5 protein-coding genes and 1 pseudogene are annotated in these 8,473 nt (G+C 71.2%); 3 read left to right on the top strand and 3 right to left on the bottom strand.

Annotated features, from left to right (window positions below; all coding sequences use genetic code 11):
• Positions 1-89 precede the first annotated feature (89 nt).
• Entirely contained in the window at positions 90-3,056 is a 2,967-nt protein-coding gene (gene uvrA, locus V7793_RS28350) for an excinuclease ABC subunit UvrA (protein ID WP_336011540.1), read from the bottom strand.
• A 212-nt stretch (positions 3,057-3,268) separates the two neighbouring features.
• Here uvrA and V7793_RS28345 point away from each other — a divergent pair, with 212 nt between their 5' ends.
• The 3 genes from V7793_RS28345 to V7793_RS28335 all read left to right on the top strand — a co-directional run bounded on the left by V7793_RS28345 (position 3,269) and on the right by V7793_RS28335 (position 6,189).
• Positions 3,269-3,961, top strand: a complete 693-nt coding sequence (locus tag V7793_RS28345; protein ID WP_336011537.1) for a maleylpyruvate isomerase family mycothiol-dependent enzyme — start codon at positions 3,269-3,271, stop codon at positions 3,959-3,961.
• Positions 3,962-3,987: 26 nt separating this feature from the next.
• Positions 3,988-4,644, top strand: coding sequence for an MBL fold metallo-hydrolase (locus V7793_RS28340; protein WP_336011534.1), 657 nt, complete (start codon positions 3,988-3,990; stop codon positions 4,642-4,644).
• A gap of 261 nt (positions 4,645-4,905) precedes the next feature.
• Positions 4,906-6,189, top strand: coding sequence for an MFS transporter (locus V7793_RS28335; protein WP_336011532.1), 1,284 nt, complete (start codon positions 4,906-4,908; stop codon positions 6,187-6,189).
• A gap of 48 nt (positions 6,190-6,237) precedes the next feature.
• On the opposite strand, the gene V7793_RS28330 is transcribed toward V7793_RS28335, so the two are convergent.
• Both V7793_RS28330 and V7793_RS28325 read right to left on the bottom strand, forming a co-directional pair.
• On the bottom strand, positions 6,238-7,260 hold the full coding sequence (locus V7793_RS28330) for a TerC family protein (RefSeq protein WP_336011530.1): 1,023 nt from the start codon (positions 7,258-7,260) through the stop codon (positions 6,238-6,240).
• Between the two features lie 110 nt (positions 7,261-7,370).
• Positions 7,371-8,473: pseudogene (locus V7793_RS28325) on the bottom strand (TerD family protein); the annotation flags it as partial.

The following is an 8,473-nucleotide window of genomic DNA, read 5'->3' as shown; positions in this document are numbered from 1 at the left end:
GCGCGGCGGCTCTCACCTGCACGAGGGCCGGTGCGGAGCCGCCGTACGGCGCCGAGCTGTCGTCATGACCTCCGCCCGGGAGGGCGAGGTCACGCCTTCCGGGCGGCGGCCTTCTTGGCCGGCGCCTTCTTGGCGGCGGTCGTCCTGGCCGCGGCCGTCTTGGCGGCGGTCTTCTTCCGCGCCTTCGGTGCGGGGACCGCGGGCGCATCGCTCACCCGGTCCCCCAGCAGCTCCCGCAGGAACTTGCCGGTGTGGCTGGACGGCACGGACGCGACCTCCTCGGGCGTGCCCTCGGCGATGACCAGGCCGCCGCCGCTGCCGCCCTCGGGGCCCATGTCCACGACCCAGTCGGCGGTCTTGATCACGTCGAGGTTGTGCTCGATGACGATGACGCTGTTGCCCTTGTCGACCAGGCCGGCCAGCACCGAGATGAGCTTGTTGATGTCCTCGAAGTGCAGGCCGGTGGTGGGCTCGTCCAGGACGTAGACCGTGCGGCCCGTGGAGCGCTTCTGCAGCTCGCTGGCGAGCTTCACGCGCTGGGCCTCGCCGCCGGAGAGCGTCGGCGCGGACTGCCCGAGGCGGACGTAGCCGAGGCCGACCTCGTGGAGCGTGCGCAGGTGGCGGGCGATGGTGGGCACGGCCTCGAAGAAGGAGAGCGCCTCCTCGATGGGCATGTCCAGCACCTCGGCGATGGACTTGCCCTTGTAGTGCACCTCCAGGGTCTCCCGGTTGTAGCGCGCACCGTGGCAGACCTCGCACGGCACGTACACGTCCGGCAGGAAGTTCATCTCGATCTTGATGGTGCCGTCGCCGGAGCAGTTCTCGCAGCGGCCGCCCTTGACGTTGAAGGAGAAGCGGCCGGGCAGATAGCCGCGGACCTTGGCCTCCATCGTCTCCGCGAAGAGCTTGCGGACGTGGTCGAAGACGCCGGTGTACGTGGCCGGGTTGGAGCGCGGGGTGCGGCCGATGGGCGACTGGTCGACGTGGACGACCTTGTCGACCAGGTCGTCGCCGTCGACGCGCGTGTGGCGGCCGGGCACGGCCCGGGCGCCGTTGAGCTCGCGGGCGAGGTGCGTGTACAGGATGTCGTTGACCAGGGTCGACTTGCCGGAGCCGGAGACGCCGGTGACGGCCGTGAGCACGCCGAGCGGGAAGGAGACGTCGATGTCCCGCAGGTTGTTCTCGCGGGCGCCGCGGACGGTGATCCGGCGCTCGGGGTCGACGGGCCGGCGGATGTCCGGTATGGCGATGGCCTTCTTGCCGGAGAGGTAGTGCCCGGTCATCGACTCCTTGTTGCGCAGGAGCTCCTTCAAGGGCCCGCTGTGCACGACCTTGCCGCCGTGCTCGCCGGCGCCGGGGCCGATGTCCACGACCCAGTCGGCGACCTTGATGGTGTCCTCGTCGTGCTCGACGACGATGAGGGTGTTGCCCATGTCGCGCAGGCGGACGAGGGTCTCGATGAGGCGGTGGTTGTCGCGCTGGTGGAGGCCGATGGAGGGCTCGTCCAGCACGTAGAGCACGCCGACGAGGCCGGAGCCGATCTGCGTGGCGAGGCGGATCCGCTGGGCCTCGCCGCCGGAGAGGGTGCCCGCGGCGCGATTGAGCGAGAGGTAGTCCAGGCCGACGTCGACGAGGAACTTCAGGCGCTCGTTGACCTCCTTGAGGACCCGCTCGGCGATCTTCTTCTCGCGGCCGGTGAGGGTCATGTCCCGCAGGAAGTCGGCGCATTCGCTGATCGACATCGCGGAGACCTCCGCGATGGACCGGCCCTGGACGGTGACGGCGAGCACGATCGGCTTCAGGCGCGTGCCCTCGCAGGTGGGGCAGTTCACCTCGCGCATGTAGCCCTCGAAGCGCTCGCGGCTGGCGTCGCTCTCGGCCTCGGAGTGGCGCCGCTTGACGAAGGGCACCGCGCCCTCGAAGGCGGTGGTGTACGCGCGCTCGCGCCCGTAGCGGTTGCGGTAGCGCACCTCGATCTGCGTCTTGTGGCCGCCCAGCAGGGCCTTCTTGGCGCGCGCGGGCAGGCCGGCCCAGGGGATGTCCGTGCGGAAGCCGAGGGCGTCGGCGAGGGCGCCGACCAAGCGGCTGAAGTAGTCCTTGGTGTGGCCGTGCGACCAGGGGCTGATCGCGCCCTCGTCCAGGGACTTCTCCGGGTCCGGGACGATCAGCTCGGGGTCGACCTCCATGCGGGTGCCGATGCCGGTGCACTCCGGGCAGGCGCCGAAGGGCGAGTTGAAGGAGAACGAGCGGGGCTCCAGCTCCTCGAACGACAGGTCGTCGTAGGGGCAGTAGAGGTGCTCGGAGTACATCCGCTCGCGCTCGGGGTCGTCCTCGGGGAGGTCGACGAAGTCGAGGATGACCATGCCGCCGGCAAGGCCCAGGGCGGTCTCGACCGAGTCGGTCAGCCGGCGCTTGGCGCTGTCCTTGACGGTGAGGCGGTCGACGACCACCTCGATGGTGTGCTTCTCCTGCTTCTTGAGCTTGGGCGGGTCGGAGAGCTGGATGGTCTCGCCGTCCACCCGGGCCCGGCTGTAGCCCTTGGTCTGCAGGTCGGAGAAGAGGTCGGCGAACTCGCCCTTGCGCTCGCGCACCAGCGGCGAGAGCACCTGGAAGCGGCTGCCCTCGGGGAGCTCCAGCACCTTGTCCACGATCGCCTGCGGCGACTGGCGGGTGATGGGGCGGCTGCACTCGGGGCAGTGCGGCTTGCCGATGCGGGCGAAGAGCAGCCGGAGGTAGTCGTAGACCTCGGTGATCGTGCCGACTGTCGAGCGCGGGTTGCGCGAGGTCGACTTCTGGTCGATGGAGACGGCCGGGGACAGGCCCTCGATGAAGTCCACATCGGGCTTGTCCATCTGCCCGAGGAACTGCCGGGCGTAGGAGGAGAGCGACTCGACGTAGCGGCGCTGCCCCTCGGCGAAGATCGTGTCGAACGCGAGGGACGACTTGCCCGAGCCGGAGAGCCCCGTGAAGACGATGAGGGAGTCGCGGGGGAGGTCGAGCGAGACGTTCTTGAGGTTGTGCTCGCGAGCGCCACGGACGATGAGACGGTCAGCCACGCCGGTCGGCACCTTTCTTGAGAACGAAGAAGGGGGTGGTTCTTGAGAGTGGTTCTTGGGAGCGATGGGGCGCGCACCCCCGACCCAGGGTATGGGGGTCGCCGCGCGGATGTCGGATCCGATGCCTCATCGAGCCTATAGCACGCACATTCGATTTACGGCCGGAGCCGGACACCTTCACCCGGACGAGTGGCGGCGCTATCGTCGGCCGCATGATCGACCACGTGCGCGACCTGGCCTCTGTACACGAAGCGACCGAGCGGTTCCTGAGCGCGGCCGGCGCCCTCGACGCCGCCGCCGTGACCGCCCCGTCCCGGCTCCCGGGCTGGACCCGCGGGCACGTGATGGCGCACGTCGCGCGCAACGCGGACGCCCTCGTCAACGTCCTGGCCGGCCGTCCGATGTACGCGACCGCCGAGGCCCGTGACGAGGACATCGAGAAGGGCGCGGGCCGCTCCCCGGCGGAGCACCTCGCCGACCTGCGCGACAGCGCCGAGCGCCTGCGGGCCCAGGCCGCCGTCCCCGCCGACTGGGGCCGCACGATCACCATGCGCAACGGCGTGACCGACAAGGCCGCCCGCGTCCCCTTCCGCCGCTGGATCGAGCTCGAACTGCACCTCGTCGACCTGGGCGTCGGCTACGAGCTACAGGACCTGCCGGAGGAGTTCACCGGGCGGGAGATCGGGTTCCTCGCCGAACGCTGGTCGACCCGGCCCGGGATCCCCGCCGTCACGGTCGTCGCCGACGACGGCAGGCGCTGGCACACGGGCGGCACCGCCGAGGGCGCCCCGGTCACCGTCAGCGGCCGGCCCGCCGACCTCCTGGGCTGGCTCGCGGGCCGGGGCGACAAGGGAGCATCGCTCGACACCGCGGGCGCCCCGCTCCCCGCCCTCCCCCCGCTGTGAACGGCCCGAAGGAATAAGCTGGGTTCATGACGTACAGCGGAGCGGTGAAGGTCGGCGGGCCGGCGGACGTGCACGAGCTGACCGACCTGATGATCTCGAAAGTCGCGGTCGGCCCGATGGACAACAACGCCTATCTGCTGCGCTGCCGCGCGACGGACGAGCAGTTGCTGATCGACGCCGCCGCCGAGCCGCACACCCTGCTCTCCCTGATCGGGGACAGCGGCATCGCCTCCGTGGTCACCACACACCGGCACGGCGACCACTGGGGAGCCCTGCAGGAGGTGGCCGACGCCACCGGCGCGACCACGTACGCGGGCCGGGAGGATGTCGAAGGCATCCCCGTGCCGACCGCCGTGCCCGTGGCCGACGGCGACGTCATCCGCGTGGGCCGCGTGGAGCTGACCGCACGGCATCTGGTGGGGCACACCCCGGGCAGCATCGCGCTGGTCTACGACGACCCGCACGGTCACCCGCATGTGTTCACCGGCGACTGCCTGTTCCCGGGCGGCGTGGGCAACACCCATGACGACCCCAAGGCCTTCGCGAGCCTCCTCCACGACGTGGAGACGAAGCTCTTCGGGCAGCTCCCGGACGAGACGTGGGTCTACCCGGGCCACGGCGCGGATACCACGCTGGGCGCCGAGCGCCCCCACCTCGCCGAATGGCGCGAACGCGGCTGGTGACACTCCCCCGCACCGGAATCCTCCGGGCATGCAGTGAGGCCGTCCATCCAAATCACTCCGGATGCGGCGGCCTCATTCCTTAAGGTACTCCTCCCCGAGCCGGATCGCCATACCTACGCAAATCCGGACGAAAAATATTCTGCGGCCTTCCCGGTCCCACGCGCCCCCCGCCGCGCCCCCGCACGCCCGTTGCCTCCCTGCCGACTGGCTGTTGGGCAGTACATGCAACCGCACAGCACCCCGCCCCCTCGCCGGCCGTCCATGCCGCGCCTGGCGCTCGCCGCCATGACCGGCACCGCCATCGAGTTCTACGACTTCTACGTCTACGGCACCGCAGCGGCCCTCGTCCTCGGACCGCTGTACTTCCCCACCGTCTCCCCGCTGCTCGGCACCCTCGCCGCCTTCGGCACCTTCGGGGTCGGCTTCCTCGCCCGCCCGCTGGGCGCGGTGATCTTCGGTCACATCGGCGACCGGCACGGGCGGCGGCCCGTCCTCATGGCCTCCCTGCTGCTGACGGGCCTGGCCACGGTCGCCGTGGGGCTCGTGCCCACCTACGACAGCATCGGCATCGCCGCACCGCTGCTCCTGCTCGCCCTGCGGTTCGCGCAGGGGCTGGGGCTCGGCGGGGAGTGGGGCGGGGCGGTGCTGCTGACCGGGGAGCACGCCCCGGCGCACCGGCGCGCCCTGTGGACCAGCTTCCCGCAGCTCGGCGCTCCGGTGGGGTTCCTGCTGGCCAACGGCCTCGCCCTGGCGCTGTCGGCGGGGCTCTCCGAGGCGGACTACCTAGCCTGGGGCTGGCGGGTGCCGTTCTGGGGCGCGGGCCTCATGGCGGCGGCCGGCCTGCTGCTGCGCTCCCGGCTCCCGGAGACGCCGCAGTTCCGCGCGATGGAGGCCACGGACACCCGGGCCGCCCTGCCCTTCGCCGAGCTCCTGCGCGGCCACTGGCGGCCGGTCCTGCTGACCGCGGGCGGGCTCTCCCTCGTCTACGCCGTCCACTACGCGATCAGCACGTGGGCCCTGGCCTACGGCACCGAGCAGCTGGAGGTCGGCCGCACGGTCATGCTCGGCTGCATCATGGCGGGCGTCGTCGTCTCCAGCCTGCTCATCCCGCTCTTCGCCGTGCTGGGCGACCGCTACGGGCGGCGTTCCCTGTGCCTGGCCGGCAGCGCCGGCCTGGGCCTGTGGATGACCCCGCTGATGGGCCTGCTGCACACCGGGCGGCCCGCCTGGATGCTGCTGGGCTTCGCGGTGGCGGCGGTGCCCTTCGCGGCGGTGGTCGGCGTCGTGGCCGCCTATCTCCCGGAGCTGTTCGAGACCCGGGTGCGCTGCACGGGGGCAGCGTTCGGCTACAACCTGGCCGGAGTGGTGGGCGGCGGGCTCACCCCGGTCGCGGCGACGGCGCTGGCGCAGGGCTCCGGCCCGCCCTGGGCGGTCGCCGGCTACCTCGTGGCCGTCGCCCTCGTCAGCCTGGGCTGCTTCGCCCTGCTGCCCGAGACCCGGCCGGCCGCGGCGCCCGGAACCGCGGCGGAGGCCGCCCCCGCCTGAGCGGGAACGGCCTCCGGTGAAGCGCGGGCGGCAGGGGCGGGGCCTGCGTCAGACGCGGACCTCGTCCTTGCCCTCCAGGGCACCCTCGGTCTCCGCGGCGACCGCGGCCTCCGCAGCGGCTTCCTGCTCCTGCTTGCGGGAGGCGCGGAGGCTGGTGATCGTGGTGACGACCAGCACCGCACAGATCACGCCGAGGGACACCGGGATGCTGATCTCGGGGACGCCCACGCCGTTCTCGTGGAGGGCGTGCAGGACAAGCTTGACGCCGATGAAGCCCAGGATGACCGACAGGCCGTACGAGAGGTGGACGAGCTTCTTCAGCAGTCCGCCGATCAGGAAGTACAGCTGGCGCAGGCCCATGAGGGCGAAGGCGTTGGCCGTGAAGACGATGTACGGGTCCTGGGTGAGGCCGAAGATCGCGGGGATCGAGTCCAGGGCGAAGAGGACGTCGGTGGTGCCGATCGCCAGCATGACGATCAGCATCGGCGTCATCAGACGCTTGCCGTTCTCCACGATGAAGAGCTTGGTGCCGTGGTAGCGGTCCGTGGAGGGGAAGCGCTTCTCCACCAGCTTGAGGAAACGATTCTCCTCGAACTCCTCGTCCTCCTCGTCGGCGCGCGCCTCCTGGATGAGCTTCCAGGCCGTCCAGATGAGGAAGGCGCCGAAGATGTAGAAGACCCAGGAGAAGTTGGCGATGATCGCCGCGCCCGCGCCGATGAACCCGGCCCGCAGGACCAGGGCGATGAGCACGCCGACCATCAGGACGCGCTGCTGATATATCGGCGGGACCGCGAACTTCGCCATGATCAGGACGAAGACGAAGAGGTTGTCGACGCTGAGCGACTTCTCGGTGATGAAGCCCGCGAAGAACTCGCCGGCCGGCTGACCGCCGCCGAAGAGCAGCAGGCCGAGGCCGAAGAGGCCGGCGAGGGCGACCCAGACCGCCGTCCACACCCCGGCTTCCTTCAGGGAGACCTCGTGCGGCTTGCGGCCTCCGATGAAGAAGTCGGCGGCGACGAGGGCGCACAGACCGAGAATGGTCAGCACCCACAGGGTCAGGGAGACGTCCACTGTTCCTCCGGTACGTCGTACGGGCGTACGGCAGTCTCCAGAACGGTACAGGAAGACCCATGAAAGAGTAAAGAAAGACCAAAAACCCCAGCTCAGCAGCCCTTTACCTGCTAGATGCCATACGCCTGCCGCGCCTGGCCCACGCTCCGGAGCACCTGCCCCAGCACATCGCTGCCGACCGGCACGAGCGAGGGTTCGTACGTCCAGGTGTGCCCGACCCACGGGTCGGCGAGGTGGTCGTCGGGGACCGGCGTGATGCGCAGCAGGGCGCGCCAGAGCGGATCGAGCACGGGCCCGTACCCCCGGGCGTCCTCCCGGTCGGCGACCATCATCAGGTGCACCCCCACGGACGGCCCCTCGTCCGCGATGTACCGCAGCTGGTTGACCGAGCGGTCGTCGAAGCCGTGCGGGAAGTCGTTGACGATCAGCAGCTGCTCCGCGGTGTCCACATCCGGCGGGAGGGAGTCGGCGGCGCCGCTGCGCGCGGCCATCTGCACCAGGTCGACGCGGCGCGTCAGCCGCTCCAGCAGCGCGGAGACGCCCTGCGCACCGGCCGCGGGAGCCTCCTTCAGCGCGCCGGACTGCAGCAGCGGCGCGAGCGCCCCGCCGGCCGCGCCCGCCGGGTCGATCACGTGCACCGTGTAGTCGCCGACGGGGTGCACGGCCAGCAGCCGCGCGGCATGGGCGACCGCCGTCTCCATGGCCAGCCGGCGCAGCTCCGAGGAGTCCACGATCGACGACTGCAGGCCGGAGGTGCGGCCGCTGTCGATCCACAGCCCGCGCTCCAGGGGCAGCCGCACCAGCATGGGGATCCGCAGGTCGGTGCGCTCCGGCAGGTGCAGCTCGCCCAGGCGCAGCGCCATCGGGGTCTCCAGGGGCACCTGGAAGCCCTGCCAGACCGGGCTGTCCCAGCGGGCGAAGGCCGGCGGCAGCGCGTGCTCGACGACCTCGGCCTCGGCGGCGAGCTGGGCGAGGTCGCGGTCGAGGACCGCCCGGGCCTGCTCCACCAGGCTCGCCTGCCGGGCCCGGGCCGCGGCCCGGGCCGCGTCGGCCGCGGGGCCCACGCGGGTGGCCGGGTCGGAGAGGACCTTGTCCAGCTCCTGCTCCAGGCGCGACTCCGCGAAGTCGACGGCGCTGCGGTAGGCGGCGGCCGAGCGCGCCAAGTCCTCGAACATGCCCCACACCTGGTTGTAGAGCCGCTCGTTCATGGTCC

The sequence above is a fragment of the Streptomyces sp. KLMMK genome, from assembly GCF_036961605.1.
Lineage (GTDB): Bacteria > Actinomycetota > Actinomycetes > Streptomycetales > Streptomycetaceae > Streptomyces > Streptomyces telluris.
The sequence above is the reverse complement of the archived record's forward strand: the minus strand, read 5'-3'. Positions and strand labels throughout refer to the sequence as shown.